This is a genomic window from Paenibacillus intestini, from assembly GCF_030803945.1.
Lineage (GTDB): Bacteria > Bacillota > Bacilli > Paenibacillales > Paenibacillaceae > Paenibacillus > Paenibacillus polysaccharolyticus.
Map to the genome: position 1 here is coordinate 408,561 of NZ_JAURUN010000001.1, position 14,523 is coordinate 423,083.

13 protein-coding genes are annotated in these 14,523 nt (G+C 44.3%); 10 read left to right on the forward strand and 3 right to left on the reverse strand.

All coding sequences use genetic code 11. The annotated features are described in order from the left end of the window. Positions 1 to 168 precede the first annotated feature (168 nt). The 10 genes from J2T16_RS01830 to J2T16_RS01875 all read left to right on the forward strand — a co-directional run bounded on the left by J2T16_RS01830 (position 169) and on the right by J2T16_RS01875 (position 11,541). Positions 169 to 918, forward strand: coding sequence for an SDR family NAD(P)-dependent oxidoreductase (locus J2T16_RS01830; RefSeq protein WP_499017656.1), 750 nt, complete (start codon positions 169 to 171; stop codon positions 916 to 918). 146 nt (positions 919 to 1,064) lie between these two features. Next, positions 1,065 to 2,825 carry a hypothetical protein gene (locus J2T16_RS01835; RefSeq protein ID WP_499017658.1) on the forward strand — a complete coding sequence of 587 codons (1,761 nt, stop codon included), beginning with the start codon at positions 1,065 to 1,067 and terminating at the stop codon, positions 2,823 to 2,825. Between the two features lie 178 nt (positions 2,826 to 3,003). Then, a complete protein-coding gene (locus J2T16_RS01840) occupies positions 3,004 to 3,426 on the forward strand; it encodes a cell wall hydrolase (protein WP_154890391.1) in 423 nt (140 codons plus the stop codon). Between the two features lie 174 nt (positions 3,427 to 3,600). Beyond that, a complete protein-coding gene (gene gerQ / locus J2T16_RS01845; RefSeq protein ID WP_240037154.1) occupies positions 3,601 to 4,002 on the forward strand; it encodes a spore coat protein GerQ in 402 nt (133 codons plus the stop codon). 206 nt (positions 4,003 to 4,208) lie between these two features. Continuing rightward, positions 4,209 to 5,780 carry a sigma-70 family RNA polymerase sigma factor gene (locus tag J2T16_RS01850; RefSeq protein WP_221789450.1) on the forward strand — a complete coding sequence of 524 codons (1,572 nt, stop codon included), beginning with the start codon at positions 4,209 to 4,211 and terminating at the stop codon, positions 5,778 to 5,780. Positions 5,781 to 6,087: 307 nt separating this feature from the next. After that, positions 6,088 to 7,380, forward strand: coding sequence for a hemolysin family protein (locus J2T16_RS01855; protein WP_221789452.1), 1,293 nt, complete (start codon positions 6,088 to 6,090; stop codon positions 7,378 to 7,380). A 456-nt stretch (positions 7,381 to 7,836) separates the two neighbouring features. Further along, on the forward strand, positions 7,837 to 8,526 hold the full coding sequence (locus J2T16_RS01860; protein ID WP_221789454.1) for a CPBP family intramembrane glutamic endopeptidase: 690 nt from the start codon (positions 7,837 to 7,839) through the stop codon (positions 8,524 to 8,526). Positions 8,527 to 8,607: 81 nt separating this feature from the next. Then, entirely contained in the window at positions 8,608 to 8,814 is a 207-nt protein-coding gene (locus tag J2T16_RS01865) for a hypothetical protein (RefSeq protein ID WP_154957315.1), read from the forward strand. 498 nt (positions 8,815 to 9,312) lie between these two features. Beyond that, positions 9,313 to 10,776 carry an Msr family ABC-F type ribosomal protection protein gene (locus J2T16_RS01870; RefSeq protein WP_499017662.1) on the forward strand — a complete coding sequence of 488 codons (1,464 nt, stop codon included), beginning with the start codon at positions 9,313 to 9,315 and terminating at the stop codon, positions 10,774 to 10,776. A 237-nt stretch (positions 10,777 to 11,013) separates the two neighbouring features. Continuing rightward, entirely contained in the window at positions 11,014 to 11,541 is a 528-nt protein-coding gene (locus J2T16_RS01875) for a hypothetical protein (protein ID WP_499017664.1), read from the forward strand. 1 nt (position 11,542) lies between these two features. On the opposite strand, the gene J2T16_RS01880 is transcribed toward J2T16_RS01875, so the two are convergent. From J2T16_RS01880 to J2T16_RS01890, 3 genes are all read right to left on the reverse strand, one after another. After that, positions 11,543 to 12,484 carry a hypothetical protein gene (locus tag J2T16_RS01880; protein WP_221789457.1) on the reverse strand — a complete coding sequence of 314 codons (942 nt, stop codon included), beginning with the start codon at positions 12,482 to 12,484 and terminating at the stop codon, positions 11,543 to 11,545. Beyond that, the gene (locus J2T16_RS01885; protein ID WP_499017667.1) at positions 12,462 to 13,052 is read right to left on the reverse strand and encodes an RNA polymerase sigma factor; all 591 of its coding nucleotides are present in this window, start codon (positions 13,050 to 13,052) and stop codon (positions 12,462 to 12,464) included. The genes J2T16_RS01880 and J2T16_RS01885 overlap by 23 nt, the downstream gene beginning before the upstream one ends. 216 nt (positions 13,053 to 13,268) lie before the next feature. After that, positions 13,269 to 14,501, reverse strand: coding sequence for an aminopeptidase (locus J2T16_RS01890; protein ID WP_221789462.1), 1,233 nt, complete (start codon positions 14,499 to 14,501; stop codon positions 13,269 to 13,271). Positions 14,502 to 14,523: the final 22 nt, after the last annotated feature.

The following is a 14,523-nucleotide window of genomic DNA, read 5'->3' on the forward strand; positions in this document are numbered from 1 at the left end:
GCGCCCGAATGGCGTAAGCTTTTTTTGACGTATTAGGGGACAAGCGTTTCTTAAAGGGGCGAACGTGTTTGTATATAAGTATAGAGTTAGTGGAAATCGATAAGAAAAGAACGAGGTAATAAGTATATCAAATTAAAAAGAGAGTCTTATCAGAGGAGGAATATGGTCATGTCATTTACAGATCAAGTTGTTGTTGTCACGGGAGCGGCTCAGGGAATTGGACGAAGTGTGGCGGAAGCTTATGCGGTTGCCGGGGCTAGAGTCGTGCTTGCCGATGTTCAGGAAGCCGAGGGAGCGGCGGCAGCGGCCTCGATCCGCAATGAGGGCGGCGAAGCGATCTTTGTGCAGTGTGATGTGCGGAAAGAGCAAGATATTCAGCAGCTATTCGATACCACAGTGAAAGAGTTCAAGCAGGTTGATGTACTGGTGAATAATGCTGGAGTGTCCAGGTGGGAATCGCCCTATGAGCTAACGGTGGACGAATGGGACGATGTGCTCAATACGAATGTTAGAAGCTGTTTTCTGGCAAGTCGGGAGGCGGCCCGGCATATGAAAAAAAATGAACATGGCGGGGCCATCGTAAATATGGCTTCGACCCGTGCACTAATGTCTGAGCCGAATAGCGAGGCATATGCCGCATCAAAAGGTGCAATTACAGCGCTGACACATGCGATGGCAGTCTCACTTGGTAAGGACCAAATTCGGGTCAATTGTATCAGTCCCGGCTGGATTGAGACTGGAGATGTGTCCAAACTCAAAGCGGAAGACCACGAGCAGCATCCATCCGGTCGGGTGGGGGTGCCATCGGATATTTCAAGGGCCTGTCTGTATTTGTCCGACCCTGCTAATACCTTTGTCACAGGGACTAATCTCGTAGTTGATGGAGGCATGACCCGAAAAATGATATATGAGGACTAGAACCGGGATATCGCCCCGAAGCCGGTCTTTCGATGTTCCTCGAAGCTGGAATAAGCCCAAGTTAAGCACTTGGGCTTATTTGTTTTTGATAACTCGGTTGCTATAATGAATGTGATTTTACAACAGAACAGGAATGGAGGGAGTGTATGTTCGGGAAAACGTCCCGGAAAGTATTTTGGCTGTTATTACTGATCGGAGGAATGATAATGATCGGGATCAAGTCACCTGCTACAGCTGAAGATGTGGATATACGGGCTGCCTGGGTATGGCAGGCACAGTCTGTTAAGAGTGCAGGAGATGAGCTGCTGGAAAATGCGGCTAAACATAAGATTAATCGGCTGTATGTAAACGTAGACACGACCATATCCAAAGAGGTGTATCGAGCATTTATTGCCAAAGCGGATCGTGAAGGTATTGCCATTGAGGCACTGGGTGGCGACCCTTCCTGGGGTGTTCAAGGCCGCGAGGGTCCGATGCTTCGATTAACTTCATGGGTGCAGGATTACAATCAGGCGGTGGAAGCAAGTGAACGTTTTGATGCAATCCATCTGGATGTTAAACCATACGTGTTGCCTGCATGGAAGGAAGACGCCAAACCATTGGTGCAATCCTGGATCAGTAATATGAAAATGGTTTTAAATCAGGCCAAACAGGATGGCGGAATAGCCGTGCATGTAGATCTGCCTTTCTGGCTCGATTCATACACGGTCAAGGGTGATCGTACAGCAGATGATGCAGATAACGAAGCATTGTCACACTGGTTTATTCAAAATGTAGACAATGTGACCCTGCTTGCTTACCGGGATAATGCACAAGGAAGTAACGGAATTATTCGTTTAATTGAACAGGAGATGCAGTGGGCAGACGCGAGCGGGACAAGTGTTACCGTGGGAGTAAACACCAAGCCGATGCCAGGTGAAGAGTTTACCAGTTTTGCGGGCAAAGGCTCAGCGCAGCTGGAGAATGCGCTCCAAGAGGTCGCAACTGCATTTCGGGAACATACGTCCTATGCCGGTTCAGCTGTCCATGATTTGACGTATTGGGGGGAACTGGAGCCAGGAGAACAGACACCGCCAGAGAAACCAGTGACCCCTCCTGCGAGTGCACCTGAAATTCGCGGCACTTATATCTGGGAGGCTTCACAAGTGACGGATGATGGCGGCGACCACATTCTGGCTTTTGCCAAGCAGCAAAAGATTAACTGGTTATACGTACGGCTTGATCTGGATCAGCGCTACTCCAGTTATCGCAGTTTTGTAAAAAGAGCGAAAGCTCAGGGGATCGAAGTTCATGCGATGGGCGGACATCCGATCTGGGGCAAAAAGGAGAATCGTCCTCGGATCAAACGACTGATCGATTATGTAAAAAACTACAATGCCGAAGTGGAACCGGATGAGCGGTTCGAGGGCATCCATCTGGATATCGAGCCTTATACGTTGCCCGAATGGGAGGCTAAGCGGAATACGTTGCTGACCGAGTGGGCATCGAATATTGCCTATTTCCAAGAAGAAACGAAGAAAGACAGCAACCTTGAAACCAGTGTGGATCTTGCGGTGTGGCTGGATACCTACCCGCTACCAGGAAAGGATATCTCTGTTACCGAGTTCATGATTGATACGCTTGATCATGTATCCTTGATGGCATTCCGTAACACTGCAGAAGGCTCTAACGGGATCGCTGCAGTCGTAAGTCAGGAAATGGAGATTGCAGATCGTCTGGGTAAACGACTGCTCATTTCCGTCGAAATGAAAGAAAATTTTGAAGGTACACATATTTCATTTCACGAAAAAGGAGCCGAGGAGATGGAGAGTCAGCTCATCAAACTGCCAGACCTGCTCTCTAAATACAAGGCTTACAAAGGCAATCTGGTCCATGCTTATGATTACTGGATTGAAGCCAAACCTTAACGGGTTTCATGAGCATAGTAAAATTTATTTGTGTTAGTTAGAAAAGGCTTTGGGACTTCACCTCGCGTGAGGTTCCGGGCTTTTTTTGTGGAAAAAATCTGGAATAGTGTCACCGAATAGGCTCCTGCACAATACGATGTACGGTGATGAACAGTTGCTGCATGGGAGGGATCAGTAAATGGCTGTAATTAAGGCCAACACGGAAGACGTCAGACTGCTGGCCAGATTGATGAGGGCAGAGGCCGAAGGAGATGGGCAGCAAGGAATGCTACTGGTAGGCAATGTTGGCGTGAATCGTGTGCTGGCGGACTGCCTGGATTTTGGCAACATTCGTGATATGAACCGCATGGTCTTTCAGAATCCGGGAGGCTTTGAGTCGACGCAGAAGGGATACTTCTATCAGCGGGCGAGACAATCCGAGATTCGGTTGGCACAACGGGTCATTAACGGAGAGCGTTTCTGGCCGGCGAGCAACTCGTTATGGTTTTTCAGACCAGTTGGAGATTGTCCGGCGACGTGGTATAACCAGCCCAACACGGGACGTTTCAAGGCGCATTGTTTCTTTAGTCCAACCGGGGAAGACTGTCCGGACGTCTATTAATCCATTACCAATTTTCATATTCAGGGAGGAATTATTGTGATTAACACACCTTATCAACCAACTCAAACTATGGGGCAACAAGCCAACTCCGTATTGGGCGCACAAGCCAATTCAGTATTAGGGACACAAGCGAATTCTCAAGTTCAGGGAACGGCTTACAAAGTCGGTAATGGCATGCCGTCGATGGCACCAACACCTGGTATGGTATCTCCTAGCTCCACCAGCGTACCGCCACTCGTATCCAGCGGAAGCCCAATGACACCGTCAGGAACGGTCGTTTCCACTACAGCTCCACAGTTTGAGCAATCATACATTGAAAATATTTTGCGTTTGAACCTGGGTAAATTCGGTACATTCTACATGACATACGAAGGAAACAAAGAGTGGAATGCTCGTATTTTCCAAGGGATTATCGAAGCAGCTGGACGTGACCACATCATTATCAGTGATCCTAAAACAGGCAGAAGAATCATGTTGCTGATGGTTAACTTCGACTATGCAACGTTTGATGAGCCATTGCTGTATCAATATCCTGGCGTTGTTGGCAACTATCCACAAGCGCCAAGCAGACGTTAATTCTCCGTTAATACCAACACATAAGTCTATCCATGCTGTCCTGACTGCAGTTCTCATCTGCAGACAGGACGGCTTTTGCATTTGTAGTCGAAAATAAAGTAACCTAATCAAGAGTTCAAGGCACTTACATATGAGAACACAAAAGTGAAGCAATAGATATACAAGTTCAGACAGTAATGAACGACAGATGAAGGGAGTCCGCGGTATTGAAATCATGGATTGAAGGAGCAATACAGGGAGAAACGGAAGCTTATGAACAACTGGTGACGCATTTTCGAGGAATGGCACTTGCCGTGGCCTATCAGCAGTTACAGGATGCATATGGCGCGGAGGATGTTGTTCAGGAGGCGTTTACCGAAGCATTTGCCAATCTGTTCAAATTGGAGAAGCCGGAAGCTTTTCCGGGATGGTTCAAAATCATTGTTGAAAGGCAATGTTATCGCTGGCTCAGACGCAAGCGGCATTCGGTGGTTCCTATGCAAGAAGTAGAGACTGTATTCCTTGAAGAAGATCAGACCCGTAATCCAGAAGCTCAAGCGATCCAGAAGGAGTTGCAGGAAACGCTACGTCGTTCAATTGCCCAGTTGCCATCATCGATGCAAGTTGTGGTTGAGCTGTTTTATTTTCAAGGCTACACGCTCAAAGAAATATCGGACTTTCTTGATGTGAATGTATCTGCATTAAAGAAAAGGCTGTTTGATGCCCGAACAAAACTCAAGCGTTCACTGCCTATACGAAATCTGGCATCCGTGTTCAATGAACTTCATGAAGGAGGAAAAGGCATGTTGCATATTATGAATGGTGATCATGCGGCCAATCGCTTACGGGAAAGCGGTATACAAGGAGACATTCTCGTTTGGAGGGAATTGTACACGTATGGTCCTGTAACTACAGCTATGGCGGACAGGAGCGCACGTCAGCATCGTGCTGTTGTGTTGGAAGAGGAACTGGGCATACCGCAGAAGGTGTATTTGCAGATTGAGTCATTAGATGAGAAGCTTCGCTCGTTACAGCAGTATAAAGAGATTGTGTTATGGTTCGAGTATGACCTTTATGATCAAACGATGTTATCCTATTTGCTACATTATTTTAGCGGACAAGATCTACAGAACATACGTCTGAATCTCCTTTGCATCGATTCGTACCCCGAGGTAGAGCATTTCAGAGGACTGGGACAGCTTACTCCCAAGCAGATCGGAAGTTTGTCAGGCAACTGGCATGTCATTGAAAAACAGGAACTTCAGGCTGGAAAACAGTTCTGGGAAGCGTACAGTTCATCTGACAGTTGGTTGCATCAAGAATACTTAAAGTCCGGAATGAATGAACTCCCATTTGCAAAAGCAGCATTCGAGGCGCATCTGTCCAGGTTGCCTTCCGTAACCAATGGCTTGGGTTGTATTGAACAGACCACATTGGAAACCATCAGAGCAGGTATTCATCGTCCGTACGACCTGTTTCGTAAGGTAGGAGATAAGTTGCATGTGCTCGGCATGGGTGATCTGGAATACTGGGCACATCTGAAGCGGATGTCGGAAGGGCCAGCTGCACTTATCCGCATGACAGGAGCGGCAAGTTTTCCGAAGTATAACCAGTATGATCAAGCATTTCGTGATGCTGTATTGTCTCTGACCGAACTCGGGATTCAGGTAATGAATGGTGAAGTCGACTGGACTACCTTCAGAGAGGATGAATATTGGGTGGGCGGATTGCTTATTGGAAAAAATCATCAATCCAGTTGGCGCTGGAATCCGGCTGAAAAGATGCTATGTGAGATTTAAAGGACTTCCTGAATTCATAAAATGTGAATAAAACAGCGAAATCACTACTTTTGTAAACGAATTTTGTCGATTTGGCCTTTTAGGTGTCATAGGACACGGATTGACTGTGTAGTGTAGAATTATATAATAAAAGAAGTATATCCATGTTATTATGGCGCAAACAGCAGGAGGTGGAAGCATTGGGAAGTTGAAATTGCATATGAACGGCAGAATGGCTAATATCCTACATTTTCGAAGGAGGTGGACCTATTTGCCGAACGATAACGGCGAATAGGAAGAACATTTGAGTGACCCCTTACCGAGTATTATGAGCTTGTTTTTAATTGGTTTACTGGTATTAATGAATGGTTTCTTTGTCTCGGCAGAATTTGCAATGGTCAAGGTGCGGAGTAGCCGAATTGAGGCTTTAGTAGAAGCGGGTAATCGAAATGCGAAATATGCGTCAAACATTATTCGTAATATGGACGCGTATTTGTCAGCTTGTCAGCTAGGCATTACGTTAGCTTCACTAGGACTTGGATGGCTGGGAGAGCCCGTCATTGCACGACTGCTGGAGCCTGTATTTACGGCATTTGGACTGGGTCCGGTATATGTGCATGGCATCTCGATTGTCATTGCGTTTGTCATTATTACGATTTTGCATATTGTCCTGGGTGAACTGGCTCCCAAAACGATGGCAATCCGCAAGTCAGAGGCCATTACACTGTGGTCTGCGGCACTGCTGACCTTCTTTTACAAATTGATGTATCCTTTTATCTGGGTGCTGAACGGCATGGCTAATGCCTTGCTCAGATTGTTTCGGATGGCACCTGCTTCAGAACTGGATGAAGCGCATAGTGAAGATGAAATACGTATTCTCATGAAAGAAAGCAATAAGAGCGGTTTAATTGATAACACTGAATTAGCACTTGTTGATAATATATTTGATTTTACGGATACAACCGCCCGTGAAATCATGATTCCGCGGACGGAAATGATCTGTCTCAACGCCAATCAGTCCATGCTGGAAAATATGGAGATTGCGAGCGAAAGCATGCGTACCCGGTATCCGGTATATAACGGAGACAAGGACCATATTATCGGCTTTATTCACATTAAGGATCTGATGCGTTCACAGTTAACAGAAACCATATCCGTGATTCGTCCGATTCTGGCTGTGCCTGATACGACGTTAATTAGTGATCTGCTCAAGCGTATGCAGCGTAGCAAAACACAAATTGCTGTTCTGATCGATGAATACGGGGGAACCTCCGGCATGGTCACGCTTGAAGATATCATGGAAGAGATTGTTGGTGAGATTCAGGATGAATTCGATCAGGAACGTCCGACCATTGAACAAGTGAATGAGATGGAATACTCGATTGACGGATTAATGCTGATTGAAGAAGTTAGTGAACGATTCGGTATCGAGATGGATCGAACGGATTACGATACGATTGGCGGCTGGTTATATTCCAGAGTGGATGCGATTCCTCCTGAAATTGGCCAATCCGTGGAGTATGATGGATATCTGTTTATTATTGAGGAGACGGAACACAAACGAATCTCGCGTGTACATGTGATGAAGCTTGAAATGCTCGTTGAAGATGCAGGGGCATAGCTTCTCAAATGTATTATATTTATCCTTTAAGATACAAAGGTTTCGAAGTCTATAATTTGGGTTCTACACAAGAAGGCCGCTTGTTTAGCGGCTTTTTTGTGTATGGTTTTAGACAGTTGAGTGCGTGTCCTAGAGCCGTAGCCTAGTCAGTTATAACATCTTCTCGTGAGTTAACGCGTACTTTAGAATCGTTTAAGATATCTAAAATTAGGTCTGTCAAAGGGGTGTTATTGACATCCCATGTTCATTATAATATCCTTTACATGCTATAGCATGTATATAGCAAAATTTAACTTCCCTGAGAAATAGTGCTCTCTGGAGAAGAATAGCATCAATTCAAGTTCTCTAACAAGATTATTTTTTAAAATTTTGTGGAATTATATAGAATATCGAATTTATATTCTATATGAATAAACAATAGTGGGCACGATGAATTTTATACGAGGACTGATAAACGTGAGTAATAGGATTGGATGGAACAAAAAGGACTTTATAGGGGTATCTATCATACCTATAGAGATATTACTTGGCACAGTATTAGGACAATTCTCCTTAGAGAAAAATCAACTATTAGGCATAACTCTAAGTTTGGGTATCTTTCTTACAGGCTTTCTAGTTATGATATGGCTGTATAAAGATTTCTTAAGTTCCCAATGGAAACACTACAAACAAAATAAACTATGGATAAAATTGTTTTTCAACGCTTTACTTGTGCTCGGCGCTTTTGGAATTTTAAGTTTAACTCGTTCTCTTATGGATAAACCTTTGTCTGTTAATGATACATATAGTTTATCTAACGCGATGGTTAGTATGATGTTAATTGGTTCAATTCAGCCTTTTATTGCTCCATTCGCTGAGGAGTTGACCTTTCGTTATTTATTATTCGGAAAATTTAATTCAACCCTGTTAAAATTGTTGATGTTTTTTGTGTCTTCGATTTTATTCGGGCTAATTCATATCAATAATTTTAATGGCGACTGGATACAAACGATTCCTTATATGATCATAGGGGCATACTTTGCTGTGATATACCTCGTATATAAAAATATATGGTCAAATATAATCGTACACTGGATTTTTAATTCAATAAACTCTATTGTTCCAGCTATAACTATAGTTGTCATGAAGCTAATAGGAGCCGTTTGAATGTTCCTGCCAAGCAAAGATGACATCGGTACTATTTTTTTCTTAGGGTTCTTTTATTTTCATTGAATGAGGAGATCAAATATGGATTACATTATTCTAGCCGGCATTGTGGTTGCGGCGATTGGCTTGTTATTATTAATCGTAACAACCAAATATACAGGAGGGCCGAATTGGGGGTATCCTTATCGAACTACCAACAAAGCATTATCTGCTTTAGGGTGGTTATTTTTAATTATTGGCTTAGCAATTATCGTTTTTAAAGCAAAACTCAATGGACAATTGGATTAAATGGTCATGTTCAAACCGCAGTTGTGAGAAAAAAAACATATTCCATTGAAGTCGCAACAGATTACTGGAACCAAATGCTGCTTCAGGTTGACGCTGTAAGAACCTCATGGTATTATTCAATTCAATAAAAGAAGAGGAGGCTCGTTCCTATGATTCATTCCATACGGCTTCGATAAGCAGGTCAAAAAAAGCGGATTTTACCACAATCGTGGGCTTTTTTGATTTGCTTATTTTACGTATGGAGAGACATAGGTTTCGAATGGGGTAGTTTATTTGTGCTATGCTGATTCGAAGTGTCTTCTATACGTGAGTAATGCAGATTTGAGTCCACAGTGGACTTGGATCTGCATTTTTTATTACATCCAAAATGCTTGACATAGAAAGGAGGGAAGACCTCATGAGATATATGCATTGGTATTTCTTTATATAATCCCCCTTCTTAAATCGCAGGTCATCCTGCGAACGTGAAAACTGCGATTTTTGAAGGAGGAACTCATGATGAGTATATTAATTAAAGCAAAAGAGATTGTTGTGGAATATGCGGGCCGTGAGGTATTCAATATTGAACATTTGGAGCTTTATGAATATGACCGGATCGGCTTGGTTGGCGCCAATGGGGCGGGCAAGAGCACATTGTTAAAAGTGTTACTGGGTGAGATTCCCGAATCTTACGGGAAAGTTGTGAGGAATGGCAGTTTTTCTTATATCCCGCAGATGGAGCAGGGCGGGGCTCAGAGCGATGTGGATTATGCATTAGCGGGTAAGCTTGGAATAGACCGCTTAGATGCTGAGCAGATGAGTGGCGGACAGGAAACAAGGCTGAAAATTGCTCAGGCTTTGTCCAGTTCAGTGCACGGCATTTTTGCAGATGAGCCCACGAGCCATCTCGATTCGGAAGGAATCCATTTCTTGATCCATCAGCTCTCTTTTTATACGGGAGCGTTGCTGGTTATCAGTCATGATCGGGAATTTCTTGATCAAGTGGTTGATAAAATTTGGGAACTGAAGGATGGGAAGATTACGGAGTATTGGGGTGGATATTCCGATTATTTGGCTCAGAAGAATGAAAACCAGAAAAAGCAGGAAATCCAGTATCAGCAATATGTGAATGAACGAGAACGACTGGAAAAAGCGATAACTGAAAAAAGGAATCAGGCTCGGAAAGTCGATCAGAAAGAGAAAGGGGCTGCAAGGAAAAACAACTCTGATCACGGTGGCAGACTTGCTCATCAGAAATCTGTGGGGAGTAAACAGAAGAAACTTCATCAAGCCGCTAAAAATATGGAACAACGCATTGAAGCGTTAGGGGATGTCCAAGCACCGGAGGCGAATCGTACGATTCACTTTCGTCAGAGTCATGCGTTAGAACTTCACAATCCATTTCCGATTATAGGAAATGAGATGAACAAAGTATTTGGTGAGACTGTCATTTTGGAGAACGCGTCTTTTCAATTCCCTCTTGGGGGTAAGATTGCGCTGACAGGTGCGAACGGTGCAGGAAAAACAACGTTGCTTAACATGATCTTAAACCGTGAACAGGGCATCATCATATCGCCTAAGGCAGAGATCGGTTATATTGCACAACAAGCATACACACTTAACCACCATCAGGCCGTCATCGAATTCATACATGAGAACTGTGACTATCAAGTGCCGGAGATTCGAGCTGTATTAGCATCTCTAGGGTTTTCTCCGCATGATGTGCGCAAGCGGTTGGCGGTATTAAGTGGCGGCGAGATGATGAAGTTGCAGCTGGCGAAGTTGTTGCTTGGCCGATACAATGTTTTGCTTATGGATGAGCCGAGTAATTTTCTTGATCTTCCTGCAATGGAGGCGCTAGAGCATTTAATGAAAAGTTATGCAGGCACGATTATTTTCATCTCACATGATGCTCGTTTGGTCGAGAACGTCTCTGATCAGGTATATGCTATAGAGAAAAAACAAATCGTTCGAATCAGGTAATTAGACGATGATGATGTTACCTGCATAAAGTAGATTTAGATTCCGCCGAACAAAGCCTATTCTTCATCATACGAGATGGATTAATTTAGGTTTCATCGTTTTTGTTAATCTGGAAAATGATGAAAGGACGCTACCGATTGAACCATCGGGCGTCCTTATTTTTTTGAAACCAGTTATCCATTCCGTCCGTTTAATAGATTACACCAAAAATTAAAACAAGGCTGGGGAGGAATGAAGATGCATAATATCCTAAGACGAAGCAGACAAATATGCCATACGCCAATCTTGAAAGTAGGTCTGATTCTGGCTTTGACTGCGCCAGTTATTCTTGTTCTGCCTTCAGAATCGTCCGCAGTTGCAAGTCCGATCATCAACGTGACGTCGGGAGCGCGCACTGCTCCGCCGCCACTCGAACCTCAGGAGTATTTCCTCCAATCAAGGGCTGCCAAACCCGTACATATCTATCAGGCGACTTGTACATTAACACGCGGAGACGGACTTCATGCCATCGTAAAAACAGCGACTAGAACATTCAAAGACATGAAAACCTTGTCTGTGAATTATCGATTGGAGCGCTGGACAGGCACAGCTTGGGTAACGTTCGCAGGTAGCTCCTCAACACAGACCCAAACGAATCTTCTTCGATCCAATTCGGATTGGGAGATCACATCCGGTTATTATTATCGTGTCACTAGTGTTCATACTGCTCATGATGGGATGACATCGGATCAGTCTACACATACATCACCTAGTGTATTGTTTTAATTTATTTTGATTTGGCAGGAGAATTTTGCTCCAGAAAATCGTTGGCGATTGCAATCATCTCCTCTTCAGTCACGGTTCCAAACAGACTCATACTTAGAGAACCTGTCATCCACTGAATAGAATTGAAGGGGGGTCCCACATACATGAGTGCTTCACTATCATCTGCAAGCTTCACAACAGTGCTTTTCTGCAGTGATGTTTTCTCAAGAGACTGCCCTGGCTTAACGTATTCATAATCGAACTGGATAAGCTCGTCTGTATCACTTTTACCCTGGATGGAGTATTTCACCCTCATCATATCGGACTCGTAATAGTTGTCAGGATTGACGGGATTCTCTGTATCCAGTACGAGTTCATATTTTATCTTGTCAAAACGGGCAGGAATGGCTTTGGATATAATAAATTCACCGATAAATCCATCACGAGCGATCTTTTCCGTAACCGCAACGGGGCGGAAAACATGTTTGTTGAGTTCAAAGGCAGGAATGTCTTCCGCTTCATCATGGATAATTGTGCTCGATTCAAGGTCAGGTGGTGGCGGTGTTTTGGCGGTTGAGGGATCGGGACTCAGATTTACAGACTTATCCTCAACCATGATCGATTTCATGCCATTACTCCAATCCTTGATCGATTGAACAATAGGAGATACGGCTTGTGTTCCCGAGGGCAGACTGAAAATAACGGCTCCAATGGTCACAGAAGCTGCCACGATGCCCGATAGCTTGAAGGTGCGTATTTTACGTTTACGTGCGCCAATTCTTTCGATCTCCTTATGTATCTTTTGCCAGGATTGCTGCATGGATTCTGTACGGGAGGCGGAAGGGGTAGAGGCAGCTTGCTGGAAAGCTTCATCAAATGCCTGCTCAAACGCTGCATCAAAGTATTCATTTTCAAGACCTGAATCGAATTGATGTTCAAGCTTATTTAGCTTGCCTTTGCTCAATGCTTCCACCCCATTCCTTATGTAATTTCTTCTTGATACTACCACGTGCCCGGAATAATCGCTGTTTCACAATGTCTTCTGTGGTGCTTAACAATTCAGCAATTTCCCGATAAGAAAAGCCTTCTTTCCACCGTAACTCAACCAGAACGCGGTATTCCGGCTTCAGCTGAGAAAGGTAACGCTCGATGGATTCTTGCATCATCTGAGTCTCAACTATGTTTTCCACCGAAACAGCGGTTTGATTCATCGTCTCTATATCTATAAAAACACTGTCCGTGTCCAGTTGGTTACGGTTATTTTTATTTTTTCTCAAATAATTTATTGCGGTATTCCGGGTGACTACTTTGAGCCAGGCTTTAAGTTTAACCTCGTCTTCGAAGAGGGGTTTGTTTTTAATGATTTTAATAAATGCTTCCTGAATAATATCTTCTGCCGCTGTACGTTCCTTAATGATATATACGATTAATCCATACACCATATTGTAGTATTCATAATAGACCTCTTCCTGAAGTACAGATCCTAATTGATGAAAATCGGATGCGAGTAAAAGCTGGAGCCGATTGGCCATGGTGTTCTCCTTTCTGGTCAACAGTCCACAAACATTGGTATCATTACATTTTACAACAGATTATGGAAACGTTACAATGTCCGATAGACCTGTTTACAGTCCTGAAAAGAGGGAGTTCCGACCCTGTTTGATGTTTGCTGAAAAAGAAAAAACAGACGATCTTGCAAACCATGGAATCCATGGCAGCAAAATCGCCTGTTCAATATAAAAGTTTTTTTAAAACGCCCAATTTCCTTTCAGGAAAATCGGTTCACGGTCTCCACTCGCTGTAATGCCATAGATATCTGTCTCAGGAGAACCCATCATGAAATCAACATGAGTGATGCTGGAGTTCATACCGCGTTCCGCAAGCTCTTCGGGAGACATCGTTTTGCCTCCTTCGATATTGGAAGCGTACGAACTGCCAATTGCCAGATGGCAAGATGCGTTCTCATCATACAGCGTTGTATAATACAGAATGCCGCTTTCTGAGATTGGAGAGTGGAAAGGTACAAGCGCAACTTCGCCAAGATAATGAGAACCTTCATCCATGGAGATGAGGCGTTCCAACGTTTCCTGACCTTCCTCTGCATGAAAGTCCACAATCCGCCCCTTCTCAAATGTGAGGGTAAACCGATCGATAATGCTACCGCCGTAACTTAGCGGTTTGGTACTCGCCACTGTGCCGTTCACACCGTATTTCGCTGGAGCGGTGTACACTTCTTCCGTTGGAATATTGGCTACAAAAGGTGTACCTTGTGCGTTTACGCTACCAGCCTGCGCCCAAATATGTCCTTCAGGGAGCTCAATCGTGAGATCTGTGCCTGGGGAGATGTAATGCAGTGCATGGTACTTCTTGTTATTGAGCGCCACGGCTCGTGACTCCAGACGTTCGATATGTTGTTCCCACGCAGCGATTGGATCTTCAACGTCCGCGCGTACAGCGGCAAAGATCGCATCCCAGAGCTGATTCATCTGTTCTGCTTGTGGGAGATCAGGGAACACCTTGGCCGCCCAATCCGGTGAAGGGCAAGCAATGCCCGTCCAGCTCATCTTATCAGCTTGCAGATACTGACGATACTTAGCCATCGCCTGACCAAAGGAGCGCTGGTTCGCCGAGATTCTAGCCGGATCAATGCCTTTCATCAAATCCGGGCTGGAAGATAAAATTGTCAGAAAAACGGCATTATTCTCTGCGAGTTCCTCCATCTCTGCCGCATGCCACTTGGGAAGTTCATCGAAGGACTCCTCAGGAGCCATTTCAAAGCGAAGACGGTTGACCGTTTCATCGGAGTATTTCACGATAACTTGTTTGGCCCCGGCTTCATATCCTTTACGTACCAATAGTTGCACAAGTGGTGCTGCATCAATCATGGCATTGATGACAAAAATCTGCCCCGGTTGCACGTTTGCCCCAACTTTGACAGCGAGTGCAGCGTATCGATCCAGCTTTTGTTCAAAACTCAACATCGAATGTCCCTCCATAATCTTT

Coding starts and splice junctions, on each gene's coding strand:
- J2T16_RS01830 (WP_499017656.1), top strand. CDS start 169: ATGTCATTTACAGATCAAGTTGTTGTTGTCACGGGAGCGGCTCAGGGA.
- J2T16_RS01835 (WP_499017658.1), top strand. CDS start 1,065: ATGTTCGGGAAAACGTCCCGGAAAGTATTTTGGCTGTTATTACTGATC.
- J2T16_RS01840 (WP_154890391.1), top strand. CDS start 3,004: ATGGCTGTAATTAAGGCCAACACGGAAGACGTCAGACTGCTGGCCAGA.
- gerQ (WP_240037154.1), top strand. CDS start 3,601: ATGCCGTCGATGGCACCAACACCTGGTATGGTATCTCCTAGCTCCACC.
- J2T16_RS01855 (WP_221789452.1), top strand. CDS start 6,088: ATGAGCTTGTTTTTAATTGGTTTACTGGTATTAATGAATGGTTTCTTT.
- J2T16_RS01865 (WP_154957315.1), top strand. CDS start 8,608: ATGGATTACATTATTCTAGCCGGCATTGTGGTTGCGGCGATTGGCTTG.
- J2T16_RS01870 (WP_499017662.1), top strand. CDS start 9,313: ATGAGTATATTAATTAAAGCAAAAGAGATTGTTGTGGAATATGCGGGC.
- J2T16_RS01875 (WP_499017664.1), top strand. CDS start 11,014: ATGCATAATATCCTAAGACGAAGCAGACAAATATGCCATACGCCAATC.
- J2T16_RS01885 (WP_499017667.1), bottom strand. CDS start 13,052: ATGGCCAATCGGCTCCAGCTTTTACTCGCATCCGATTTTCATCAATTA.
- J2T16_RS01890 (WP_221789462.1), bottom strand. CDS start 14,501: ATGTTGAGTTTTGAACAAAAGCTGGATCGATACGCTGCACTCGCTGTC.